Raw genomic sequence first — 21,494 nt, forward strand, 5'->3', positions numbered from 1 at the left:
TGAAGGGCCGTCGAAGACTACGACGTTGATAGGTTGGGTGTGTAAGCGCTGTGAGGCGTTGAGCTAACCAATACTAATTGCCCGTGAGGCTTGACCATATAACACCCAAGCAATTTGCTGACCTGAAAGGGCACCAGATTGCGGTGTGTGAAGACGACACAAGTCGAAAATTCGCAACGCAACACACAAATCTATTGCATACCCAATTTGCTGAAACGTCGAAAGACGGTTCAGTACCCGAATTTCTTGACGACCATAGAGCATTGGAACCACCTGATCCCATCCCGAACTCAGCAGTGAAACGATGCATCGCCGATGGTAGTGTGGGGTTTCCCCATGTGAGAGTAGGTCATCGTCAAGATTAAATTCCGAAACCCCTATCTGCGTATGCAGGTAGGGGTTTTGTTTTGTCCGCAAGAAAGTGGCTTTCAGTTAAAGCACAAATTTGAACAGTTATTTTCGATCCATGACACTAGAATAGGTCCAACTTTTTCGGAGCCAGAGCCTTTATGCCAGATCCGGTTGACGCCCCTGGGCTGTCAGAATTACCGCTGGACGACTTGGTTGCGTGTCATGAGTGCGACTTGCTGATGCGCAAGCCCGAACTCGCCCATGGCGAGAAAGCGCTCTGTCCGCGCTGCGGCTACGAGCTCTATGCCCATCGGCATAACGTCGTACAGCGCAGTCTCGCGTTGGTTCTCGCCGCTCTGTTGTTGTATATCCCGGCGAACTTTTTACCCATCATGCAGCTCCATCTACTCGGGCAGTCATCGCACGACACCGTCTGGAGCGGTGTTGTTGGCCTGTTCGATACCGGAATGCAGGGCGTTGCAGTCGTGGTGTTTCTCTGCAGCATGGGAATCCCGCTGCTCAAGTTGCTTTGCCAATTGGTTGTACTGCTGAGTATTCGTTTTGATATCGGACGCAGTTACGGCCTGTTGCTCTACCGCATTTATCACCATTTACGCGATTGGGGGATGCTCGAGGTCTACCTCATGGGCGTACTGGTGGCGATCGTCAAACTGGCAGATATGGCAGCAATTACCGTCGGTCTTGGTCTGGCGTGCTTTATCGGTTTGTTGTTGGTCCAGGTCTGGTTGGAGGTTGTGATGTCGCCCCATCAGATCTGGCAGGCTTTATCAGGAGAGGATGTCCATGCGGGCGATTGATGCAGGCATTCTGATTTGCGCCGAATGCCATGAATTGAACAAGCAGGAAGCGGATACCGACGAGCAGGTCTGCACCCGTTGCGGTGCGCTGGTTCACGCCCGTCGTCCGAACAGTGTGATGCGTACCTGGGCGTTGCTGGTGACCGCCGCGGTTCTCTACATCCCGGCCAACGTGTTGCCGATCATGACCGTCAGTTCACTGGGGCAGGGCGATCCCAGCACCATCATGTCCGGTGTGATCCAACTGGTTCAACACGGCATGATTCCAATCGCCGCCGTGGTTTTTATCGCCAGTATCCTGGTACCAACGTTCAAATTGGTGGGCATCGCACTGCTGCTGTTTTCCGTGCAACGTCGCCAGCCACTGTCGGCGCGCCAACGCATCTGGATGTACCGCTTTATTGAGTTCATTGGCCGCTGGTCGATGCTCGATATTTTTGTGATCGCCATCCTGGTGGCGGTTGTGAATTTCGGACGGCTTGCCAGCGTCGAAGCCAATCTTGGCGCCATCGCTTTCTCCAGTGTGGTGATTCTGACGATGCTTGCCGCAGTAACTTTCGATCCCCGACTGATTTGGGATAACACGGAGTCGGACGACGACCATGACTGATTTGCCTACAGCAAAAACCCGGCCGGCCTCGAACTGGTCAGCCATTTGGGTGTTGCCCCTGATCGCCCTGATCATCGGCGGCTGGCTCGGCTGGCGTGCCTACAACGAGACCGGCATCGAGATTCAGGTGCGTTTCGAAAGTGGTGAAGGCATTCAGGCCAACAAGACCGAAGTCGTCTACAAAGGCATGTCGGTGGGTAAGGTAAAGACCCTCAAACTTGATGACGAAGGCAGCTCCAAAGGCGTGATCGCCACCGTCGAAATGAACAAGGACGTGGAGCCATACCTGCGGACCAGCACCCGTTTCTGGCTGATCAAACCGAGTGTGACGCTGGCCGGCATCACTGGCCTGGAGACGCTGGTCTCGGGGAACTACGTCGCGATAAGCCCGGGCGAGGGTGAGCCGACGCGCAAGTTCAAAGCCCTGGCCGAAGAGCCGCCGCTGTCGGACGCCCAGCCCGGTTTGCACCTGACCATCAAGGCTGATCGCCTTGGCTCACTGAATCGCGGCAGTCCGGTGTTCTACAAGCAGATCAAGGTTGGCCAGATAAAAAGCTACTTGCTCTCCGAGGACCAAAGCACCGTTGAACTCAAAGTCTTCATCGAGCCCACCTACGCCAAACTGGTGCGCAAACACACGCGTTTCTGGAACGCCAGCGGCATCAGCATTGACGCCAACCTGTCGGGTGTGAAAGTGCGCAGCGAGTCGCTGGCGAGCATCGTCGCCGGCGGTATCGCATTCGCCACGCCGGAGAATCGCAAGGACAGTCCGCCTACCGATCCGAGTCTGCCATTCCGTCTCTACGAAGATTTTGATGCGGCCGCCGCCGGTATTCGGGTCAAGGTCAAACTCAGCGACTTCGAAGGAATGCAGGCTGGTCGCACACCGGTTATGTACAAAGGCATCCAGGTCGGCAATCTGAAAGCGCTCAAGATCGATCCTGATCTATCCAGTGCCACCGCCGAATTGACCCTCGATCCTCTGGCTGAGGATTACCTGGTCGAAGGCACCCAGTTCTGGGTGGTCAAACCGTCGATCTCGCTTGCCGGTATCACCGGTCTCGAAGCGTTGGTCAAAGGTAACTACATCGCCGTGCGTCCAGGAGACAAAGGCGCCGCACCGCAGCGCGAGTTTGTGGCACGGCCGAAGGCACCGCCGCTCGACTTGCGTGCGCCAGGATTGCACCTGGTGTTGTTCACAGAGAACCTGGGTTCGCTGGAAGTCGGCAGCCCGATTCTCTACAAACAGGTCAAGGTCGGTTCGGTCCAGAGCTATCAGTTCTCTCGCACCAAAAAGCAGTTGGTGATTGGTGTACACATCGAGAAGGAATACGAAGGGCTGGTCAATGCCTCGACACGGTTCTGGAATGCCAGCGGCATCACGCTGACCGGCGGGTTGACCGGTGGAATCCAGGTCAAAAGTGAGTCGCTGCAAAGCCTGATGGCTGGCGGCATTGCCTTCGAAACCCCGGAAGCCAAGGCTCCATTGCAGAAGCGGATTCCGCGTTTCCGTTTGTTCGCCGGTCATGATGAGGCGACGCAAAAAGGCGCCGTGGTAACAATCAGGGTTGATCGCGCCGATGGTTTGCGCAGCGGCACGCCGATTCGATTCAAAGGCCTGGATGTCGGCAAAATTGAAGACGTCGATCTGAGTGATGACCTGCAATCGGTGTTGCTGACCGCGCGAATCACCGAAGTGCCGGAGCGTATCGCTCGGGTCGGTAGTCAGTTCTGGGTCGTCAAGCCTGAACTGGGTCTGATCAAGACATCCAACCTCGAAACGCTGGTCACCGGCCAATACATCGAAGTGCAACCGGCCGCAAAAAACCTCGGCCCGCAAAAAAACTTTGTGGCCCTGACCAATCCGCCGGAAACCGCCAAACAAGAAGCCGGTTTGAGTCTGGTGTTGAGCGCTGCCCGTCGTGGTTCGCTGAAAACGGGTGTGCCGGTCACTTATCGCGAAATCACCGTGGGCAAGGTGACAGGCTATGAACTCGGCGAGACGGCGGATCGTGTGTTGGTGCACATCCTGATCGAACCGAAGTACGCGCCGTTGGTGCGCAGCGGCACGCGCTTCTGGAACTCCAGTGGTTTTGGCTTTGATTATGGCTTGTTCAAAGGTGCGACGATGCGTACTGAATCACTGGAGACGCTGATTCAGGGCGGCATCGCTTTCGCCACGCCGGACGGCGAACGCATGGGCAGTCCGGCGCGAGCTGAGCAAACGTTCCCGCTGTTCGATAAGTTCGAAGACGAATGGCTGACCTGGGCACCGAAGATTTCAATCGGCAAGTAAGCCCAAAACACAGGCATGAAAAAGGCCGCGATCCATTGGATCGCGGCCTTTTTTATGGCTGTCAATTAATGCAAGTCAGACCGCATCCAGCTCCGGTTCATCTGCTTCAACGGGAACGGCAGCCTTCACCTCATCGTGACGACGGATGTACTTCCAGTCCGCCTCGTCGATGTAGATCCCGTTCGGCCCGCTGCCGCCTTCCAGGTCGATGGCGACACTGGCGCAGACCTGCGGTTTCACACTCGCCAGGATCGGTACGAAGCCCAGTTGCAGACTGGTTTCCAGCAACGCTGCCTGGTTCTTCTCGTCAATGTCCGCTGCCTCGTCGAGGTAGTACGGCAGGCGCACGCGACCGGCCTGGTCACGGTCCATCAAGTGCAGCAACAAGTACATGTTGGTCAGCGCCTTGATGGTCATGGTCGTACCGTTGGAAGCGGCGCCATCGATGTCAGTATGGATAACCGGCTGACCGTTGACCTTGGTGATCTCGAACGCCAACTCGAACAAATCCTTGAGGCCGAGCTGGTTGTGGTTCGCTGCTACCAGGCGCGCCAGATATTCCTTGGCTTCTTCGTTCTTGTTGTCCTGATCGGCGCTTTGGCTCAGGTCGAAGACGGAAAGGGTTTCGCCTTCCTCGTACTGGCCGGCGCTGTGGATGATCTGGTCGATGTGCTTGAGCGCTTCCTTGTTCGGCGCGAGCACGATGCGGAAGCTTTGCAGGTTGGAGACCTGACGCTTGTTGATCTCGCGGTTGAACAACGCCAGTTGATGCTCAAGGCTGTCGTAGTCGCTGCGGATGTTGCGCAGGGTCCGGGCGATGTCGGTAACGGCGGCACGACGCGCCTTGCCAAGGGTCAGTGCTTCGTCAGTGCGGTGCGCGTAAGCGTTGATCAACAGTTGCAGGCGACGTTCCATATCGTCTTCGCTGTCGAACTTGGCCACGCCCTTGAGGCGGACCTGCGCATACAGCGCCTCGATCTGACCATCGCTGCGCTGCAAACCCTGCCAGCTGTCCTGATAGTCATTGAGCAGCGGCAACAGGTTGTCCATGGAATCGTCGATCGGGTCCATGAACGGCGTACCGAACGGCAGGTCTGCGGGCAACAGCTGACGGCGGCGCAGGGCGTCGTCGAGGGTGCGTTGCTTGGCTTCCATGTCGCCGATCTGCCGGCCGACCAGTTGCAGTTTGGCCGACAGTTGCTGGACGCGTTCGGTGAAAGCGTCGCTGGAACGCTTCAACTCGTCCTGCGCCGCTTCCATCTGCGCCAGCTGTTCCAGCTTGTCGCCTTCCTCGGCGCTCAGGGTTTGCGCGCGGCGGAAATCCTCCAGCGCTTTCTGCGCATCCAGCACTTGCTGGTACAGCGCTTCGGTCTGGGTCTTGCTCGCGGCGCGGTCGGCGGCCACGGCTTGCTGGGTTTTCAGTTGCTTGAGTTCTTTGTCCAGACGCTCTTTCTGATCTCGCAACGCCGCGCGGTCAGCCAAGGCTTGCAGCGCTGGAGGTTCGATGTGCGAGATGTCGATGGACAGGCCCGGTACTTCGAAGCGCTCGCCTTTGAAACCATCGAGGATCAGTTCCATGGATTTGACCCACTGACCGCCCTCGTCCAGCGTAATACCGTGCTCACCCAGCGGCAGGCTGAACAACGCGCTGTTGAACAGGCGCATCAGACGCTCGACGTCCTGTTGCGAGAATTCCTCGCGCAGACGGGCGTAGCTATTGTTGTCGGCGTGATCGAGTTGCTGTTTCACCGACTTCAGACGCTTTTCCAGATCCCGCAGACGCTCTTCCAGATCTTCGGCGCTGAACTGCCGCGACTGCGCCAGCGCACCGGCCAGTTCATCGTGCGCGTCCTTGGCGGCGAGCAGTTGCTGCTCAAGCACTTTGACGTCATCGACCAGCGCGAAGCGATGCTTGAGCACCGACAGTTCGCCGAGCCAGCGCTGGATGCCGGTAATTTCCCGCTCCAGGCGCATCAGCTCCTGAGTGCCGCCGCGCTGATCGTTTTGCAGTGCGTCTTGTTCGTTGCGGTAGTGCTCGGCCTGAATCGTCAGCTCTTCCTTGCGCGCACTGGCGTAGTCCGACCAGGTGCCGAGCAGGGAATCGAGCAGCGGCGAGATGCGGTGCAATTTGCCGCGCAGGATATTGCGCTGGGTCACGCCTGCCGCAAGGGCTTCGACCAATGGGCCGGCAGTGACCAGCGAGTTGTAGTCCTGCTCCATGCGTCGTACATCGCGGAACGCTTCTTCGCACGCGGCGATGTAGTCGACGCTGCCGGAACGCAGGCTGTGTTCGAACGCATCGAGAAACAGCTGCTTGAGCTTGGCCGCGGTGATTTCGCGCATGTGCAGCAGGTTGATGAACAGTGCGCGGAAGGTCTTCAGGCTCTGCTCGCTGGTGGAGCGCAGCGGGATCAGCGTCAGGTCCAGCGGGATCGAGGTGTGACCGCCGACCAGCAAACGACGCAGCTCATCAGGCTTCAACTCGTAGGCTTTCAGGCCTTCGCGCTCAAGGTTGGTGAACAATTCTTTCTGCCGCAGGCAGGTGTCGTTTTTCTGGTAATGGGTCAGATCCAGTTTGCCGGCGTAGGCAAAGAACTGGTGACCGAAACCACCGCCCGGGCCGCGACCGACCACACCAATCACATGCGGACCGTGAGGCAGCGAGACTTCGACCAGGATGTAACTGGTATCCGAGGCGAAGTAGAAGCGCCGGGATTGTTCCAGGCTGTACTTGCCGAAACTCATGTCCGACATGCGCGCCAGGATCGGGAACTGCAAGGCGTTGATCGAGGCGGATTTGCCGAGGTTGTTCGCGCCGTAAACCGACAGCGGTTCTTCCAGCGGGAACAGGCCGAGGCTGTAACCGGCGGTGTTCAAAAGGGCAAAGCGGCGAATGCCGTAGCGTTCCTTGCTCATGCGTCGGTCTCCTGTTCTTCGGCAATGGCGCGGGCCATGGCGTCTTCTTCGCTTTCTTCTTCGAAGTCACTCAAATCCAGCGGGTCATCGGTTTCCAGTAGTTTTTCGTCGCTGTCGTCATCGATCAGCACTGGCACCGGCAATGGCAGCACGCTGTGCAGGCTGGCCGCCAGGTCGCGATCCTGCTGGACCGACAGGCAGACATCGAGGAAGCGGTGCATCGGCGGCAGGAAACGGTAGATGCCGTTTTCTTCGCCGGCGAAACCGAGCTGAGTCATGCGGCGCATGATTTTTTCTTCGAGTTCTTCGACGGTCTGCACTTCGGCCTGGATGAACAAGTCGCGGTACTTTTCCAGCAACGATGGCAACTCGTCGCGGCCGAGGCTGCCACCGTCGAGTACGGCAACCGGATCGCGGCCCTGATCGGCCAGATGTTCGACGAGAATGAAGGTGAACAGCGCCAGACGTTGTGCGGTCTTGTTCACTGCTGCAGCGGCGAGGTCCGGCACGAAGTAGTAGAAACCCCGGGTGTCGCAGACCAGTTCAAAGCCCAACGCCTTGAACAGCGTGCGGTACTGGTCCTGGAAGTTCGACAATTGCGCGTACAGCTCAGGGTCGCGGCGGCTGACGTGATAGCCCTTGAACAGCTCGCGAAAGATCGGCGCCAGCTGGGATAGTTCGTTTAGATCAAGATGCATGTGGGGTGCTCGCAGAATCCTCGGCGGCGGTGTCGCGGGCCGAGAGCAGGGCGAAGGAGCGCAGGCTGACCTGATGCTCGTGAGTGTGGTAATCGCGGCGTTCCAGACGCTCGCGTGTGAAGCGCTTTTCCCGCGACAGGCGCGAGAACCAATAAAGCAATTCGTCGGTAGCGCCGTCCGGCTCCTGCTCCAGCAGCCAGGTCATCAGGTCCGGCATCGGCAGGGCGTCTTCGCAGCGTTCGAGCATTTCCCGAACCGTGCGTGGCGCGCGCGGCGCTTCGCCTTTCTGAGTCTTGTGGGCCTTGGGGAAGCGCGCCGGTTTCGGCTCGAAACGGGCCAACGCGTAAACGTAGGCTTCGACCTGACTGGCACTGCCGAGGAAGGTGCTTTGCGGTCGGGTGAACATCGGCATCGCCGCTTGTGGCACCGCATCGATGCCTTTACGACGGATGGCCGACAAGGCCAGCGCCGCGCCACGGGTCACGGCGTTGTGCCGACGGGCTTCTTCACGCAGTGGCAGCAATAGCTCGCGAGCGTGACGCAGCGTCAACTGGGCGCTGGTCTGCATTTCGAGGATGCGCGCGTGGGTGCGCAGCAGCATGTCGTCATCGACCAGATGGCCGAGGCGCTGCTGCTCGGTGAGCATCTTCAGCAGCACGTTCTCGACCTTGCGCACGCCTTGTTCGAAGGCGCCGTCGGCGTTCACCAACTGAATCATCGGCTCGACGTATTCGTCCCAGGTCGCCAGCACTTCAGCGTAACGCTGACGCAGGGGAATCTGCCGGTCGCTGGTCTTGGCCCGCTCGGCGACGGCCACCAGGGCCTGTTCGTCGTTGGCGAGTTTCTTCAATACGTCCCGTACGCGCATGTCGAGCAGGCGCAACTGGCGCGCCAGGTCGTGGCCGTCGCGGATGTCGAAAGCGTCCTGGATATAACCGGCCAGACGCTCGAGGTGACGCAAATAGGCTTCGATCTCCAGGCACAGGCCCAGACGGTGCTCACGGCGCAGGTAAGCGAGGAAGTCGTGGATCTGCGCATTGAGCTCGAAACGGTTCGGGCTTTTCGCCACGGGAACCAGAATGTCGAGGCGGATCCACACATCCAGCAGGCTGGTGATGTCCTGCGGCGTACTGTCCAGTTGCTGGGCGGCCAACTGTGAACGCAGTTCGTTGAGGCTCAAGGTGCCTTGGTCGAAGTGCTCGCACAGTGGCTCCAGAAGTGCCCAGTGTTCAGCGAGGGCGCGCAAGACGCGCTTGGGTTCGATCATCGGAATGGCCGGCTGGTTGGCGATTAAAAGTCGCGATTGTACTGCATCACGCCCGTTGCGATTCACTCTCGGGACGGACAGTTGGCTTTCTATCGATCAAGCGTGGGCGATCTTGAGCGAAGGGCGGTAGAATCACCGCACTTTAGTTATCCACAAGTGGCCGACCTTTGCTTATCGAGTCCCGTCGCCGCGCTTATTTGACCGCCATGCAGGTGGTCAACTGGCTGCCGCGCACCGAATTGCCCTTTGCTGCGCCCTCGCGCCCCGAACTGCTGGAGATGCCCGAGCCGTTGGTCGTCGCGCCAGTTGCTCCGGTTGCGCCCGTACCTGTGGCTGATTCGCCCGTGGAACCGCTGGTCAAACCGGCCGAACGGGTGAAAATCGAGGTGCCACGGCCATCGCTGGCCAGCACGCGCACGAATGCCAAGGTTGAAGAAGAGACCGCTCCGGTTGTGGCCAAGGCGCCAGTCGTGCCGCCACCGCGTTTCGCTCTGCAATTGCTGCGGGCCGGGCGTTGCCTGCTGCTGGTGGAGTTACCCACAGGCGAATCTTTCCAGACCCGCGACCCTGCCTATCTATTGCTTAAAGACATGCTGCGCGCCGCCGGCCTGCCGGACAGCCCGCAGATCGTCGGCGAGCCGGTGCGTTGGCCGCTGTTGTCTCGTGGCACCATGGATCAAGGCCCGGAAGCGGCTCGCGACTTCGTGCAAGGTTTTCTCTCGGCCCGGCTGGAAGACGCACCGTGTGTCTGCGTGTGGCTGATCGGCCTGCCGGCGGTGCGTTTCGCCGGTGAGGCGAGCGCCGAATCCTTCAACCGTGAACTCCAGGTCGAAGGCCTGGGCTCGGTCTGGGCCCTGCCGGGTCTGGAATTATTAATGGAAGAGCCACAGCGTAAGGCTGATGTCTGGCAAGCCATGCGTCGGCTGATGGCGCGCTGGAAAGAATCGAATGAGTGACGCTGTATCGTTCCGCCCGATGACCGAGGCGGACCTGGACGCTGTACTGAAAATCGAATATGCGGCTTACAGCCATCCCTGGACTCGCGGGATTTTTCTCGATGGGCTGGGTAAATATCAGATATGGCTGATGTTTGAAGGCCAGCAGCAGGTTGGCCACGGGGTGGTGCAGATCATCCTTGATGAAGCGCATCTGCTGAACATCACCGTCAAACCGGAGAACCAGGGCCGTGGCCTGGGCTTGACGTTGCTGGAGCATTTGATGTCCCGGGCGTATGACGCCAAGGCGCGGGAGTGTTTTCTGGAAGTGCGCGACAGCAACCGTGGCGCGTTTAAGTTGTATGAGCGTTATGGGTTTAACGAGATCGGTCGGCGGCGCGATTACTACCCAGCGGTAGGTGGGCGTGAAGATGCGGTGGTGATGGCCTGCACCCTCGTTGACTGAGCTGTTTTAAAAGCTTCGCGAGCAAGCCCGCTCCCACATTGATTCCAGTCGATCACAGCATTTGTGTACGACACCGATTCAATGTGGGAGCGGGCTTGCTCGCGAAGGCGGCTTGTCAGGCGCCAGAGAATCAACGATTACCGTCCATCGGATCCTGCCGCGCCAGCTCCTCTTCATCCAGCCCATTGCCCCCGCCGATATCGTCTTCATCGACAATGCTCAAATCCCAATCGGCCTGACCACCTTCACCCGCTTCGTGGGCGTCCCGTGCGCCGTCTTCACGGATCAGGGTTTCCGGGCTCATGTCGTCGTCGGTGGACTCATGGTCATCGGTCGAGGCCCCTGTCATGCCGGCTTCACGTACGCGTTCCCGAGGCATCAGGCGTTCACGCTCCGTTTGCGGCAGCTCGTCGCCGATTTTGGCGCTGGGTTCTTCCTCGTCGAAGTCCAGCTCATGCATCGAACCCATGCGGTCTTCGTTGTCATCGATGGGCTCGGGTTGCACCGCATCGTACGGACGTCGTGATTCAGTCATGGCAATTCCTCATACTGTAGGCCTTACTACGGTGGACCCCCTGGGCTGCTGAGAATTCCTCCGGCATGGAAAACCGGGTATCTGCATCTGGCGCGTGACCCCGACAGATGGTTGTCTGTCATAGAAGCGCATCATTCTCGAGGCTTCATTGCATGAACGAATTACAAGATCTGATTGATAACAACGAGCGCTGGGCTGACGCGATCACCAAAGAAGATCCTGATTTCTTCGCCAAGCTGGCCCGTCAGCAAACCCCGGAATACCTGTGGATCGGTTGCTCCGACGCCCGGGTGCCGGCGAACGAGATCGTCGGCATGCTGCCCGGTGATTTGTTTGTACACCGCAACGTGGCCAACGTGGTGCTGCACACCGACCTCAACTGCCTGTCGGTGATTCAGTACGCGGTCGACGTGCTGAAGGTCAAACACATCCTCGTTACCGGCCACTATGGCTGCGGCGGCGTGCGCGCCTCGATGCAGGACCGTCAGCTGGGCCTGATCGACGGCTGGCTGCGCTCGATTCGCGATCTCTATTATGAAAAACGCGAAGAACTCGCCAAATTGCCCACTGAAGAAGAGCGGGTCGACCGCCTCTGCGAATACAACGTGATCCAGCAAGTGGCCAATGTCGGGCACACCAGCATTGTGCAAAACGCCTGGCACCGCGGGCAGAGCCTGTCTGTTCACGGCTGCATCTATGGCATCAAGGACGGTCGCTGGAAAAGCCTGAACGCCACCATCAGTGGTTTCGAGCAATTGCCGCCGCAGTACCGTCTGCGTCCGGTCGAGGCGTTGTAACGCCCTTCAGCAGAGACTTCGCCGGCGCCAGTGCTGCAGAAACAACTGGCCGTCGGCGTTCGGCGATTCATCGTAGCCGGTGATCCAGCCACGGCAGTCGAACGAGCCACACTGGCAGGCGAACTGACGCAGGAGTTTGTCTTCGGTGGAAGCGTAGTCCATCGTCAGTCGGTCGCCTTTTTTGATGTCCTTCAGCGCCCACAACCACAGCTCGCTCATGTCGAGAAATACGTTTGGGTCGCAGGAGTGTCGCAGCAGCCCGCAGAAGCGCGGGTCGTAGACATGGATGCCACGGGCCAGTTGCCGGGTATGCCGACACCGATAAGGCAGCAGATGCCCCGAAGCCCGACAAATTCGGCTGATGCGTGGAAAGTCCCGAAGTACTGCGACGGCTGCCGCCGATCCGTTGGTGTTGTCGATAATCTCGAAGTCGGCCCTGGAGGGGAATCCAAGGCGAACGGGCAACTCCTTAAATGGATAAATCCCATCGGGTGGTTGCGCAAGCGTCCCGTGCAGGGTCTGGGTTTTCATAACGATCCTTGTCGGCTGGGTGCTGCGACCTCCATCAGCTGACGATCCTGTCAGCTCTGCAACACATGGGTACGACTCAAGCCTCTCGCAAATGAAACGGCGGGTCTACTGTCAGTTATGACAGTAGACCCGCCGTTCATCGTTTTACAGCGCCGGGACAGGGATCGCCGTCGCGGGTACCGGAGCTTTCAGCTGTTTGAGCTGAGATTTGATCGGTGCCGTCGCGCACTTGGCCACGGCTTTTTCGGGCGTCAGGTTGCGGATCGAGGTATAGAACAGCTCGCAGGTTTTATCTGCTTGGGCCACTTGCCAGGTTTGGGTGCAGCTTCTCAGTTCAATGTCGGGATTACTGTCCGGTTGGCGGCCCATGGCGGCCTGCCAGCACGCGGCACTCAAATCCTGGCCCATGACTTTAAGGCCAGCGGCATCGGCCTTGGCCTGGGCATCGCTGCCGGTATAGCTTTCCGGGTCGGCGGCGTACCAAATGTAGCTTGGGTGGTTGGAACCCAGCACTGGCACTTTCACCCCGTCGCTCGGACTGATGCTGACCAGACCCAGCACGTTCACGGTCGGCCCGTATTGCTGCTTGATCCAGTTACGCACTGGCGCGCCGAAGGCGACCATCGGCAACGCCGCACCACTGGCGTTCTGGCTGAGTTGCTTGACCATGGTGGTCTGGTAGTCCTTGAAGTAGTCGTAGACGCCTTCCAGATCCTTGCCGGCGTTGGACGGTGCGGCAATCGGTGCGATGTCGATGATGGTCTGGTAGCCCGGCGTCTGGTCGGTCGGGATTCCGTTGACAGTCAGCAGTGTGGCCCAGCGATCGGTGGTGGCGGATCGCAGGTAATCCTGAGCCTGGGTCAACGAATAGTCGGGTGGGAAGTGCAACAGTTCAACGCTTTTGCGGTTTTCCAGGGCCATGCCCAGTGGCAGGAACAGATACCAGCTGTAAGCCCACTTGCCGTCGGCATTCAGCTTGCTGGCGCCGGTGTAGGCCAGATCACCGGCATCGAGCAACGCCGCCAGCGGTTTTTCATAGCCACGGGGTACGCCGCTGATTTCGGCGTAGAGCTGATTGTTATCGGTTTTGACCAGCACTTTCGCCGCGCTGTAACCATCGCGCTGCACGCTTTGGGTCAGGTAATGCTCGACCGTTTGCTCCAGCGTCCAGTTGCGAAAGCAGATCACGTTGCAGTTGTTGGGATAGGCGAACAGGCGGGTGACGCGTTCGGTACTGCCCAGCTTCAGGTCGACATCGGCATGGGCGGCGGCACTCAGGGTGAGGGCCGCGAGGGTGAATCCTGCGAATTTGAACATGCTCAGATCCTTTTCAGCGTGGTCCCGTTGATTGGGCTACGCGCCATACTGGATCAGCGGCGTTACACAGAACAGTGTCTGCGTGTAGTTTTTTTGCGTAGAGCCTGCGGTGTGTATGCCAGGAACTCTGGGTTATGGAGTCCGGCCCGGGCTTGATGTCTATGGGCCGGACGGAGGTTGAAGCGTTACAACAGCTTTAGTGCCAGATGAGTACCGGCGCGCAAGTACTCGACCTGTGCAAATACAGCATCCTTGACGATGGCCTCTCCTGTATCGGTCAGTTTGGCTTTTTTGGCATCAATGATGGACGTTTGCGTTAATTGCATGACTACATCCATTGCTTTTTGAAGGGCCGTCAAATTGTTGTGCTGGCCGAACTCGCGGACGACAGCGTCCATACGGCGATCTGCATCATCACGCAGCTTTTTATATTCAACGACTGAAACCCTACCGTCCTGGTAAATCTCGTTAATCATCTCTTCCAGCGTTTTCGAAATTAAAGACATGTGTTTGTTCATCCTTGGTCAGTGCTGTCTTGCTTTAAAAAGTTTGTGAGCTGTCGGAGTTTACGCAGTGATTTATAGGTTGGAGATAAGAACTCTCCGGGTTTCATGTCAGGCGCAATCGAGCCTGTTTGTAGGATAAATCCAGGCGTTTGTTTCATGCTCAAGCAGGGTGAACTGATTGCACCTGCCCGCAGCAGGTGCAACCACTTACGTGTTATGGCATCACCGGCGCCGTATACGTCAGCGTCGTCCCCAACGCCCACAGCAGAAACAGCACCAGCGGCGTGTGCACCAGCAGTTGCACGAACGAAAACCCGATCAAGTCCCGCGCCTTCAACCCGAGCACGCCCAGCAGCGGCAGCATGTAGAACGGGTTGATCAGGTTCGGCAGGGCTTCGGCGGCGTTGTAGATCTGCACGGCCCAGCCCAGGTGGTAGTTCAGGTCGGTGGCCACTTGCATGACGTACGGCGCTTCGATGATCCACTTGCCCCCGCCGGACGGGATGAAGAAACCGAGGATCGCCGAGTACACGCCCATCAGCAGCGCGTAGGTGTCGTGTGACGCGATTTGTACGAAAAATGTCGAGATGTGGTGAGCCAGCGTCTGAGCGTCAGTCCCTTTGACGGTGGTCATCAGCGCGGCGATCGAGCCGTACAACGGGAACTGAATCAGTACGCCCGTGGTGGTCGGCACCGCACGGCTCACCGCGTCAAGGAAGCTGCGCGGGCGCCAGTGCAGCAGGGCTCCGAGCATGATGAACAGGAAGTTGTAGGTGTTCAGCCCGGAAATCGCACTGATCGCCGGTTTGGTCGAGAATTCGTGGAACAGCCATCCGGCCGCCAGCAGCACCAGCAAAATCGTCAGCACCGGGCTGTGCTCCAGCCATTCGCCGGGGCGGGTGCGCGGTTGCAGCGGCGGCAGGTTGAAGCTTGGATCGATGCCGCAAGCCTTGGCATCACGGGCCGAGTTCGGGCCGGGGGCGGTGGCGTAGGCAATGATCAGCGAGATCACGATCAGCGCCAGCAACATCACACCGGACTGCCAGAGAAAGATCGTTTGCGTGAAAGGAATCACCCCAGTGATCGACAGAATCGATGGCGGCAGGCTGGCCGGGTTGGCCTGCAATTGCGCGGCGGACGAGGACAAGCCCAAGGCCCACACCGCGCCGAGACCCAGATAGGCGGCAGCACCGGCGGCGCGGTAGTCCATTTTCAGATCGGTACGGCGGGCGAGGGCACGCACCAGCAAACCGCCAAACACCAGCGACAACCCCCAGTTCAGCAGCGAAGCGACCATGGAGATCAACGCAACCCAGGCCACGGCCGAGCGGCCGTTTTTCGGGATCCGCGCCAGCCGGTCGATCAGTTTCACCGCCGGTGGCGAGCTGGCAACCACATAACCGCCGATCACCACGAAAGCCATCTGCATGGTGAACGGGATCAGGCTCCAGAAGCCGTCACCGAAGGCCATGGCGGCGTCGGTGGGTTTGGCGCCCATGAACAGGGTGGCCACGGCGACGATAATCACCGCCAGTGCGGCAAACACCCAGGAGTCGGGGAACCAGCGTTCGGCAAAACTTGAGCAGCGCAGGGCAAAGCGGGCAGAGCGGGTATCTTCGATATCAGCGGCCACGGGTGTACCTCGAATTTTTATGTTTGTTGTGGTCTTTGGGGCCGCAAAGGCCCGTCTAGACAGGTGCCAACAGTAAAACAATCGGTTCTATTTTGTGACGAAGTTTTACGCGTCTAGGACTTTGGTCTAACGGGTTGTCCGTTGGCGCGTTTGCGTAGACCATGGGCGCCTTGGTTTTTTGCCTATGCCAGAGTTCTTTTAATGACTGCCAACCCCCACTTGCACCCGGCGCCGTTCACCCGTTCGGATTACAAGACCCTCGGCCTTGCGGCCCTGGGCGGCGCGCTGGAAATCTACGATTTCATCATTTTCGTATTTTTTGCCCTGACCCTCAGCCAGCTGTTCTTCCCGCCGGAAATGCCTGAGTGGCTGCGACTGCTGCAAAGCTTCGGGATCTTCGCTACCGGCTATTTGGCGCGGCCGTTGGGCGGGATTCTGATGGCGCATTTCGCCGACCGACTGGGCCGCAAGAAGGTCTTCAGCCTGAGCATCCTGATGATGGCGCTGCCCTGTCTGCTGATCGGCATCATGCCGACCTACGCCCAAATCGGTTATTTCGCACCGCTGTTGCTGTTGGCCCTGCGAATCCTCCAGGGCGCGGCAGTGGGCGGTGAAGTGCCGAGCGCCTGGGTGTTCGTCGCCGAACATGCACCCGCCGGGCATCGCGGTTATGCCCTCGGATTCCTGCAGGCCGGGCTAACGTTTGGTTACCTGATCGGTGCACTGACGGCGACTTTTCTGGCTCAGGCGTTCACCCCGGCAGAAATCCTTGATTACGCCTGGCGTTACCCGTTCCTGCTGGGCGGCGTGTTCGGCGTAATCGGCGTGTGGCTACGCCGCTGGCTCAGCGAGACCCCGGTGTTCATGGCCATGCAGGCGCAACGTGATGCAGCTGTCGAACTGCCGCTGCGCACGGTCTTGCGTGAACATCGCCTGGCCATGCTGCCGGCGATGATCCTCACCTGCGTACTGACCTCGGCGGTGGTGGTGTTCGTGGTGATCACACCGACCATGATGCAGAAAACCTTCGGTATGACCGCCAGCCACACCTTCGCCCTGAGTGCCTTGGGCATTGTTTTTCTGAATATCGGCTGTGTACTCGCCGGCCTGCTGGTCGACCGCATTGGCGCCTGGCGCACGGTGATGCTCTATAGCCTGCTGCTGCCATTGGGCATTGGCGTGCTCTATACCTGCCTGATCATCGGTGGCAGCTGGATCGGTCTGGCGTACGCGGTGGCCGGCCTTGGTTGCGGGGTGGTCGGCGCGGTGCCGTCGGTGATGGTCAGCCTGTTCCCGGCGCGGATTCGTGTCTCGGGGATTTCCTTCACCTACAACATTGCCTACGCCGTCTGGGCGAGTATCACACCGTTGTTGCTGATCGGTCTGATGCCGTGGAGCCCATGGATCTGCGTGATTTTCTGCGCGGTGATGGGGGCTGTGGGTGTGAGCTGTGCCGCGTATTTCGGGACGCGGATGCCTAATGTCGGGAGCCGTAGCGTGGCTTCAAGCCAGGGCAAATCGTTGAAAGACTGCGTTAATCCGTAACAGGCATCTATGTCCCGCGTGGCGCGGAGCGGAAAAAAGAATGGGCACGCCAACCAGGTTGGGTGCCCATTTTTTTATGGGGGTGGCGGATTAGATGACGCGGCTTTGTTGCTTGGCGAAAATCGCCGCTATCTCGGGTTCATCCAGATGATCCAGCATTCGCTCCACCAACAAATGCACGCCGTCAGCCATGCGGCTGAGCGCCAAGGCTACGGAGCGGCGGGAACCGTCCACATCGTCGGCGAGGTTGGCGGCGATGGCGCTGATGGACAGCAAATCTTCCGAGGCATTGGCGAGAAGGGTTTCAGGGTTGATACCCGGGCAGACGCTGAAGAGCTGACCGTTGCGTTTTGGTGGTTTGGGGTCGGCTGGCGGAAAGTGATGGTCGAGGGCGCGCTCGGCGGCTTCGTGGAGCTTGTTGGAGTCGAGTGATTCGTAGGGCGATGCCGGATCGGTTTCCGGCGGATTTGGTGTGACCTTGAACATTGGCTCAATCCTCATATGAGTGAGGCTGCAACCCGTTCGCTACTAAACGTAAGGGTGGCAGCTGTGCACAGGTTAGTAGACCGATGAGCCAAGAAATCGGCGCGCCGAAGCGCCCTGCACACAACCGCCATCAAGTGCGGGCATGGGCTGCCTGCTAGATAGAGACGTTGTGCGTCTTGACATCGACGGGCTACTAAACCCGATCACTGATGGGCAGTGACAGGAACCAAGTTACCGACCGCCCCCAAGGCGCACAAGCCGGCAGATTCTGGCGTAGCTGTAGGCAACGACGCAAGGTGTTGTAGCTTGCAGGAAGTAACCTTGAGCCGTTTTCAACACGTGCTGTCGAGCGGTGTTTAATTTCCGGAAATGTTGGGAAGAAACGATGTTTCGAGAACCATTCGGCTTCTGGCGACAAGACGCGCATCAAGATGCCTAACTATTTTTGTAGGGCAACCCTGAAACACTCTTCAGAAAATATCCCTGAGGCCGATGGTTAGGCTGCATGCCGCTTTCTATCCCTGTCCATCGGTGTATCCCCATGTTCAACAAACGCTTGAAGCAGGAGCTGTCGGCTCTTCGCGAAGAACTCTCCAGCCTCCAGCAAGTGAAGGAAAGTCTGGAAAGCGAGATGCTGGTCCTGACCCTCGATGCCGATGGGCGGATTCAATCGGTCAACCAGAACTTCATCGGCGAGATGCTCTACAAAAGCAGCGACCTGATAGGGCGACACATCGAAGACATCGTCCCGGCCCATGTGAAGTCGGACGAATTCCACCAGCGCTTCAAGGTCGCGTTGACCCGTGGCGAGCACTTTGCCGGCACGGTGCGTTTGTTGCGCGGCAATGGTCAGGAAGCCTGGCTGCGTTCGATCGTGCAGCCGGTCCGGTCCGCGGGCGGCCAGATCAAGAACTTCTCGATTTATTCCAGCGACCTGACCCGCACCATCGAAGCGTCTCGTGAACATGAGAACCTGATTGGCGCCCTCGTGCGCTCCACGGCGGTGATCGAGTTCGATCTCAATGGCAATGTGTTGGCGGCCAACGACCGGTTCCTCAGCGGCATGGGTTACAGCCTGGCGCAGATCAAGGGCAAACATCACCGCACCTTCTGCGAACCGGAGGAATACAACAGCACCCAGTACCAGGACTTCTGGCGCCGCTTGAATGCAGGCGAGTTCATCGCCGCCCGTTTCAAACGCATCGACAGCCACGGTCGCGTGGTCTGGCTGGAGGCTTCCTACAACCCGGTGGTCGATGCCAACAACAAGCTCTACAAAGTGGTGAAGTTCGCCACGGTGATCACCGATCAAGTCAATCAGGAGCAAGCCGTCGCCGAAGCGGCCAACATTGCCTACAGCACCTCGCAGCAAACCGACAGCAGCGCGCAGCGCGGTAACGCCGTGGTGACTCAGGCGGTCAACGTGATGCGTGACCTTGCCAAGCACATGCAGACCGCCGGCGAAGGCATCGAAGCGCTGAACGAGCAGTCGCTGGTGATCGGCACCATCGTCAAAACCATCAGCGGGATTGCCGAACAGACCAACCTGCTGGCGCTCAACGCGGCCATCGAAGCGGCTCGGGCCGGGGAACAGGGGCGTGGTTTCGCGGTGGTGGCGGATGAGGTCCGGCAATTAGCTTCGCGCACCAGCCAGGCAACCGATGAGATTGTCGGCGTAGTGCGTCAGAACCAGGACATGGCGCGCAACGCCGTGGCGCTGATGACCGAGGGCAAACTCCAGGCTGAGCAGGGGCTGGCGCTGGCGGCAGAGGCGGGGACGGTGATTGTCGAGATTCAGGACGGCGCACAGAAAGTGGTGAACGCGGTCGGGCAGTTTGCCAATCAGTTGGCGACTTGATGCCTGCCATCGCGGCGTAAATCGCTACAATCGGCGTTTTCCCCAGGAGCAGCCATCATGAGCGTTTCTCACCGCCGTCCGGTTCCCTTGGCCAAGGCTTATCGTCTGCTCAATCACGGCCCGACCGTGCTGGTCAGCGCGGCCCATGACGGCCAGCGCAACATCATGGCGGCGGCCTGGGCCATGCCGCTGGATTTCGAGCCGCCGAAAATTGCCGTGGTGCTGGACAAGTCCACCTGGACACGGCAATTGCTGGAGGCTTCGGGCACGTTTGTGCTGAACGTTCCCTGCGCCGCCCAGGCCGACATTGTCCAGACCGTAGGTTCGACGTCCGGCCTGGAGTTGACCCGGGACCAAGGCCGGGACAAGTTCCAGGTCTATGGCTTGCCGACCTTCAGCGCTGAATTGATCGAGGCGCCGATGCTCGAAGGCTGCGTCGCCTGGCTGGAATGCCGATTGCTGCCGGAGCCGGGCAATCACCAGCAGTACGATCTGTTCCTGGCTGAAGTGATTGCCGCTCAGGCAGACGAGCGCGTGTTCAGTGACGGTCGCTGGCACTTCGAAGGGCAAGACGCGTTGCGCACCTTGCACCATGTGGCTGGCGGGCATTTCCTGAAAATCGGCGATCCAGTGGACGGCAAAACCTTGCAGCCATAAGCAGCCGGCCTTTCACACCCAGACGTCATTCTGCGCCGTGCGCTCGCCACCTTCGTTACCCGTGTTCAGCACACCCTTGGGCTCGATCAGCAGGAGTTTCACCTCCTGCTCGGCGAACGGTTTGTGCTCGACACCTTTTGACACCACATACATTTCACCGGCGTTCACCAGCACGTGACCATCGCGAAAGTCGATGCGCAGTTGCCCTTCGAGGACGATGAAGGTTTCGTCGGTATCAAGGTGATCGTGCCAGATGAAATCCCCCAGCAGTTTCACCACCTTGAACTGGTAGTCGTTCATTTCGGCGATGACCCTAGGCGTCCAGTACGGGTCGATCCTGGCGATTTTTTCAGCGAAATTCAGGCTTTCGTAAGCTTTCATGAAGCAGCTCTCGTGGTTGATCGTAAATCCACGATAGCCGGCGCATCGGCGTACTTCTTGAACGATTGTGCGTGGCTCAGCGGCGATGCATTTTCATCCACCGGGCCGGCGACAGGCCGTAGGTTTTGCTGAACTGCCGGGTCATGTGGCTCTGATCGGTGAAGCCGGCGATCAGCGCGGCGCTGACCAATGTCTGGCCCTGAATCAGCAGCGAGCGGACCAGGTCGAGGCGGCGCATGGTCAGGTATCGATAAGGGCTGGTGCCGAACAACAGGCGAAAATCCCGTGACAGGCTCCAGCGATCTCGACCGCTGTGTTGCGCCAGTTCTTCCAGCGTCACGGTGCGATCCAGGGCGCTGTGGATGAATTCCCGCGCGCGTTCGGCGGCCACGTAGTCGAAGCTCTGGCGGGTGGCAGGCACTCCGCAAACGCTGTTCAAGGCTTGCGCCAGATCGAACAGCGCATCCTGCTCTTCCAGAGGCTCGAGGGGGCAATCGAGGCTTCGCAGCAGCACGGCGGTCGCGGCGAACAAACGTGGATCGTTCGACAGGCCGGTCTTGATAAACGGCAACGGCTGGCCGCCGAGCATCTGCTGGATCAGCGCCGGCTCGATGTACATCATTCGGTACTGGAACCCGGTCTCGGTGCCGGCTTCGCCATCGTGAACTTCGTCCGGGTGCAGCACCATGGTCCCGCCCGGCAGACTGTGGCGCCAGCCACCGCGGTATTGAAAACTCTGCACGCCAGCCAGCGTGTGGCCGATGGCATAGGTGTCGTGGCGGTGAAGGTCATAGCCGTGGCCTGCAAAAAACGCCTCGAAACGCTGAAGCCCGCCGACGTCGGGCGCGCGGTGGAACCAGTCGATGGGAGGCGTGTGCTTGGCCATGGTGG

19 protein-coding genes, 2 rRNA genes and 2 pseudogenes are annotated in these 21,494 nt (G+C 59.1%); 12 read left to right on the forward strand and 11 right to left on the reverse strand.

What is annotated here, in order from left to right; translation table 11 throughout:
- From KGB23_RS01370 to KGB23_RS01390, 5 genes are all read left to right on the forward strand, one after another.
- Positions 1-98, forward strand: a 23S ribosomal RNA gene (locus KGB23_RS01370); the annotation flags it as partial.
- 147 nt (positions 99-245) lie between these two features.
- Positions 246-361 (forward strand): 5S ribosomal RNA (gene rrf, locus KGB23_RS01375).
- A gap of 148 nt (positions 362-509) precedes the next feature.
- Entirely contained in the window at positions 510-1,169 is a 660-nt protein-coding gene (locus tag KGB23_RS01380; protein ID WP_223429616.1) for a paraquat-inducible protein A, read from the forward strand.
- A complete protein-coding gene (locus tag KGB23_RS01385; RefSeq protein ID WP_223429617.1) occupies positions 1,156-1,779 on the forward strand; it encodes a paraquat-inducible protein A in 624 nt (207 codons plus the stop codon). Before KGB23_RS01380 ends, KGB23_RS01385 begins: the two co-directional genes overlap by 14 nt.
- Positions 1,772-4,075: an intermembrane transport protein PqiB gene (locus tag KGB23_RS01390; RefSeq protein ID WP_223429618.1), complete on the forward strand. Its 2,304-nt coding sequence runs from the start codon at positions 1,772-1,774 to the stop codon at positions 4,073-4,075. Before KGB23_RS01385 ends, KGB23_RS01390 begins: the two co-directional genes overlap by 8 nt.
- Positions 4,076-4,150: 75 nt before the next feature.
- On the opposite strand, the gene mksF is transcribed toward KGB23_RS01390, so the two are convergent.
- From mksF to mksB, 3 genes are read right to left on the reverse strand one after another with little or no spacing between them, the layout of a single operon-like run.
- Complete coding sequence (gene mksF, locus KGB23_RS01395; protein WP_223429619.1) at positions 4,151-6,991, reverse strand: Mks condensin complex protein MksF; 2,841 nt, start codon at positions 6,989-6,991, stop codon at positions 4,151-4,153.
- The gene (gene mksE, locus KGB23_RS01400) at positions 6,988-7,689 is read right to left on the reverse strand and encodes an Mks condensin complex protein MksE (protein WP_027925914.1); all 702 of its coding nucleotides are present in this window, start codon (positions 7,687-7,689) and stop codon (positions 6,988-6,990) included. Before mksE ends, mksF begins: the two co-directional genes overlap by 4 nt.
- Entirely contained in the window at positions 7,679-8,956 is a 1,278-nt protein-coding gene (mksB, locus tag KGB23_RS01405) for an Mks condensin complex protein MksB (RefSeq protein WP_162556247.1), read from the reverse strand. The genes mksE and mksB overlap by 11 nt, the downstream gene beginning before the upstream one ends.
- Before the next feature lie 206 nt (positions 8,957-9,162).
- Between mksB and KGB23_RS01410 the strand changes: the two genes are divergently transcribed.
- The gene (locus KGB23_RS01410; protein ID WP_223429749.1) at positions 9,163-9,912 is read left to right on the forward strand and encodes an energy transducer TonB; all 750 of its coding nucleotides are present in this window, start codon (positions 9,163-9,165) and stop codon (positions 9,910-9,912) included.
- Positions 9,905-10,357, forward strand: coding sequence for a ribosomal protein S18-alanine N-acetyltransferase (gene rimI / locus KGB23_RS01415; protein ID WP_008145534.1), 453 nt, complete (start codon positions 9,905-9,907; stop codon positions 10,355-10,357). The genes KGB23_RS01410 and rimI overlap by 8 nt, the downstream gene beginning before the upstream one ends.
- 130 nt (positions 10,358-10,487) lie before the next feature.
- Here rimI and KGB23_RS01420 read toward each other — a convergent pair whose 3' ends face one another.
- Positions 10,488-10,892, reverse strand: coding sequence for a serine kinase/phosphatase (locus KGB23_RS01420; protein ID WP_223429620.1), 405 nt, complete (start codon positions 10,890-10,892; stop codon positions 10,488-10,490).
- A 152-nt stretch (positions 10,893-11,044) separates the two neighbouring features.
- On the opposite strand from KGB23_RS01420, the gene can reads away from it, so the two are divergent.
- On the forward strand, positions 11,045-11,689 hold the full coding sequence (gene can / locus KGB23_RS01425; protein WP_008145531.1) for a carbonate dehydratase: 645 nt from the start codon (positions 11,045-11,047) through the stop codon (positions 11,687-11,689).
- A gap of 6 nt (positions 11,690-11,695) precedes the next feature.
- Here can and KGB23_RS01430 read toward each other — a convergent pair whose 3' ends face one another.
- From KGB23_RS01430 to KGB23_RS01445, 4 genes are all read right to left on the reverse strand, one after another.
- The gene (locus KGB23_RS01430) at positions 11,696-12,220 is read right to left on the reverse strand and encodes an SET domain-containing protein-lysine N-methyltransferase (protein WP_223429621.1); all 525 of its coding nucleotides are present in this window, start codon (positions 12,218-12,220) and stop codon (positions 11,696-11,698) included.
- Positions 12,221-12,364: 144 nt separating this feature from the next.
- Positions 12,365-13,537: a hypothetical protein gene (locus KGB23_RS01435; protein ID WP_223429622.1), complete on the reverse strand. Its 1,173-nt coding sequence runs from the start codon at positions 13,535-13,537 to the stop codon at positions 12,365-12,367.
- Positions 13,538-13,722: 185 nt separating this feature from the next.
- Positions 13,723-14,043 (reverse strand): hypothetical protein, encoded by a 321-nt coding sequence (locus tag KGB23_RS01440; protein ID WP_008153466.1) that lies wholly within the window; start codon positions 14,041-14,043, stop codon positions 13,723-13,725.
- Positions 14,044-14,257: 214 nt separating this feature from the next.
- Positions 14,258-15,676, reverse strand: a complete 1,419-nt coding sequence (locus KGB23_RS01445; RefSeq protein WP_223429623.1) for a short-chain fatty acid transporter — start codon at positions 15,674-15,676, stop codon at positions 14,258-14,260.
- A gap of 201 nt (positions 15,677-15,877) precedes the next feature.
- Here KGB23_RS01445 and KGB23_RS01450 point away from each other — a divergent pair, with 201 nt between their 5' ends.
- On the forward strand, positions 15,878-17,221 hold the full coding sequence (locus KGB23_RS01450) for an MFS transporter (RefSeq protein WP_223429624.1): 1,344 nt from the start codon (positions 15,878-15,880) through the stop codon (positions 17,219-17,221).
- Between the two features lie 90 nt (positions 17,222-17,311).
- Here KGB23_RS01450 and KGB23_RS01455 read toward each other — a convergent pair whose 3' ends face one another.
- Positions 17,312-17,707, reverse strand: coding sequence for a DUF6124 family protein (locus KGB23_RS01455; protein ID WP_095130347.1), 396 nt, complete (start codon positions 17,705-17,707; stop codon positions 17,312-17,314).
- A 631-nt stretch (positions 17,708-18,338) separates the two neighbouring features.
- On the opposite strand from KGB23_RS01455, the pseudogene KGB23_RS30305 reads away from it, so the two are divergent.
- The 3 genes and pseudogenes from KGB23_RS30305 to KGB23_RS01470 form a co-directional block, all read left to right on the forward strand.
- A pseudogene (locus KGB23_RS30305) lies at positions 18,339-18,977 on the forward strand (PAS domain-containing protein); the annotation flags it as partial.
- A 150-nt stretch (positions 18,978-19,127) separates the two neighbouring features.
- Positions 19,128-19,565, forward strand: a pseudogene (locus KGB23_RS30310) (methyl-accepting chemotaxis protein); the annotation flags it as partial.
- Positions 19,566-19,622: 57 nt separating this feature from the next.
- The gene (locus KGB23_RS01470) at positions 19,623-20,222 is read left to right on the forward strand and encodes a flavin reductase family protein (protein ID WP_223429625.1); all 600 of its coding nucleotides are present in this window, start codon (positions 19,623-19,625) and stop codon (positions 20,220-20,222) included.
- A 12-nt stretch (positions 20,223-20,234) separates the two neighbouring features.
- Here the strand turns inward: KGB23_RS01470 and KGB23_RS01475 are convergent, their stop codons facing one another.
- Together KGB23_RS01475 and KGB23_RS01480 are read right to left on the reverse strand one after the other, a co-directional pair.
- Positions 20,235-20,603, reverse strand: coding sequence for a cupin domain-containing protein (locus KGB23_RS01475; protein WP_046048322.1), 369 nt, complete (start codon positions 20,601-20,603; stop codon positions 20,235-20,237).
- A gap of 76 nt (positions 20,604-20,679) precedes the next feature.
- Positions 20,680-21,489, reverse strand: a complete 810-nt coding sequence (locus KGB23_RS01480) for an AraC family transcriptional regulator (RefSeq protein ID WP_223429626.1) — start codon at positions 21,487-21,489, stop codon at positions 20,680-20,682.
- Between the last annotated feature and the right edge of the window lie 5 nt (positions 21,490-21,494).

It is taken from the genome of Pseudomonas sp. GL-B-26, from assembly GCF_019947405.1.
In the GTDB taxonomy this organism is placed as follows: Bacteria; Pseudomonadota; Gammaproteobacteria; order Pseudomonadales; family Pseudomonadaceae; genus Aquipseudomonas.

Excerpts from the sequence above, each read along its gene's own strand:
- KGB23_RS01380 (WP_223429616.1), top strand. The coding sequence starts at position 510 with ATGCCAGATCCGGTTGACGCCCCTGGGCTGTCAGAATTACCGCTGGAC.
- KGB23_RS01385 (WP_223429617.1), top strand. The coding sequence starts at position 1,156 with ATGCGGGCGATTGATGCAGGCATTCTGATTTGCGCCGAATGCCATGAA.
- KGB23_RS01390 (WP_223429618.1), top strand. The coding sequence starts at position 1,772 with ATGACTGATTTGCCTACAGCAAAAACCCGGCCGGCCTCGAACTGGTCA.
- mksF (WP_223429619.1), bottom strand. The coding sequence starts at position 6,991 with ATGAGCAAGGAACGCTACGGCATTCGCCGCTTTGCCCTTTTGAACACC.
- mksE (WP_027925914.1), bottom strand. The coding sequence starts at position 7,689 with ATGCATCTTGATCTAAACGAACTATCCCAGCTGGCGCCGATCTTTCGC.
- mksB (WP_162556247.1), bottom strand. The coding sequence starts at position 8,956 with ATGATCGAACCCAAGCGCGTCTTGCGCGCCCTCGCTGAACACTGGGCA.
- KGB23_RS01410 (WP_223429749.1), top strand. The coding sequence starts at position 9,163 with ATGCAGGTGGTCAACTGGCTGCCGCGCACCGAATTGCCCTTTGCTGCG.
- rimI (WP_008145534.1), top strand. The coding sequence starts at position 9,905 with ATGAGTGACGCTGTATCGTTCCGCCCGATGACCGAGGCGGACCTGGAC.
- KGB23_RS01420 (WP_223429620.1), bottom strand. The coding sequence starts at position 10,892 with ATGACTGAATCACGACGTCCGTACGATGCGGTGCAACCCGAGCCCATC.
- can (WP_008145531.1), top strand. The coding sequence starts at position 11,045 with ATGAACGAATTACAAGATCTGATTGATAACAACGAGCGCTGGGCTGAC.
- KGB23_RS01430 (WP_223429621.1), bottom strand. The coding sequence starts at position 12,220 with ATGAAAACCCAGACCCTGCACGGGACGCTTGCGCAACCACCCGATGGG.
- KGB23_RS01435 (WP_223429622.1), bottom strand. The coding sequence starts at position 13,537 with ATGTTCAAATTCGCAGGATTCACCCTCGCGGCCCTCACCCTGAGTGCC.
- KGB23_RS01440 (WP_008153466.1), bottom strand. The coding sequence starts at position 14,043 with ATGTCTTTAATTTCGAAAACGCTGGAAGAGATGATTAACGAGATTTAC.
- KGB23_RS01450 (WP_223429624.1), top strand. The coding sequence starts at position 15,878 with ATGACTGCCAACCCCCACTTGCACCCGGCGCCGTTCACCCGTTCGGAT.
- KGB23_RS01455 (WP_095130347.1), bottom strand. The coding sequence starts at position 17,707 with ATGTTCAAGGTCACACCAAATCCGCCGGAAACCGATCCGGCATCGCCC.
- KGB23_RS01470 (WP_223429625.1), top strand. The coding sequence starts at position 19,623 with ATGAGCGTTTCTCACCGCCGTCCGGTTCCCTTGGCCAAGGCTTATCGT.
- KGB23_RS01475 (WP_046048322.1), bottom strand. The coding sequence starts at position 20,603 with ATGAAAGCTTACGAAAGCCTGAATTTCGCTGAAAAAATCGCCAGGATC.
- KGB23_RS01480 (WP_223429626.1), bottom strand. The coding sequence starts at position 21,489 with ATGGCCAAGCACACGCCTCCCATCGACTGGTTCCACCGCGCGCCCGAC.